This window comes from Shewanella sp. UCD-KL21, assembly GCF_001957135.1.
Classification (GTDB): domain Bacteria; phylum Pseudomonadota; class Gammaproteobacteria; order Enterobacterales; family Shewanellaceae; genus Shewanella.
Genome location: NZ_MPHK01000056.1, coordinates 1 through 1,162, shown reverse-complemented (window position 1 = coordinate 1,162; position 1,162 = coordinate 1). Strand labels below are relative to the sequence as shown.

Annotated in this window: 1 protein-coding gene; it reads left to right on the top strand. The window is 49.1% G+C overall.

Going from position 1 to position 1,162, the window contains the following annotated elements:
- On the top strand, positions 1-1,162 hold a 1,162-nt coding region (locus tag BM739_RS19815), incomplete at both ends, for a cadherin-like domain-containing protein (RefSeq protein WP_139326942.1).

The window sequence follows — 1,162 nt, the reverse complement described above, 5'->3', positions numbered from 1 at the left end:
TTATCATCATTACCGATGAGCAGCTACTGGCTGGCGCTACCGATATCGATGGTGATGACCTATCAATTGATTCAGTCACTTACACCGGCACCGACGGGGTACTGACCGACAATGGTGATGGCACCCATAGCTTTGCGCCAAACGAAAACTTCAATGGCGATGTGCAATTAGAATTTGGTGTTAGCGATGGCACCGTTGTGACCCCAGCAAACATTGATATCGCAGTTGCCGATGTCAACGATGCACCGGTGGCAGGCTCAACCTCATACACAGTCAACGAAGATGGCCAAATCACCATTAGCGCTGAGCAGTTACTTGCAAACAGCAGTGATGTGGATGGCACTGTCAGCCTAGACTCAGTGTCTTACTCAGGCACCGACGGTGTATTAATYACCAATGAAGATGGCTCAGTGACCTTCTCACCAAACGAGAACTTCAACGGTGATATTAGTCTTGATGTAGTGGTTATCGACGATGATGGCGCCACTGCAGAAACTACTGCGGGCATCACTACACTGGCGGTAAACGATACCCCAGTAGTTGATGGTAATGTCGCTTACTCGGTTGACGAAGATGGCTCAATTACCCTAAGCCAAGAGCAATTGCTGGCCAATGCATCTGACATCGACGGCGACAACCTAAGCGCTGAAAACCTATCAGTAGGCGATAATGCTAGCGTGGTTGCTAACCCAGATGGCAGCTTTACGATTACCCCAGATGCGGACTTTAATGGCGATTTAGACTTAAGCTTTGATGTCTCTGATGGCACTACCACAGTAGCAACAGGTGTTGATTTAACCGTTAACCCAATCAACGATGCCGCAGTCGCACCTGATGTCGCATTCGAGATGAATGAAGACGGCGTTATCATCATTACCGATGAGCAGCTACTGGCTGGCGCTACCGATATCGATGGTGATGACCTATCAATTGATTCAGTCACTTACACCGGCACCGACGGGGTACTGACCGACAATGGTGATGGCACCCATAGCTTTGCGCCAAACGAAAACTTCAATGGCGATGTGCAATTAGAATTTGGTGTTAGCGATGGCACCGTTGTGACCCCAGCAAACATTGATATCGCAGTTGCCGATGTCAACGATGCACCGGTGGCAGGCTCAACCTCATACACAGTCAACGAAGATGGCCAAATCACCAT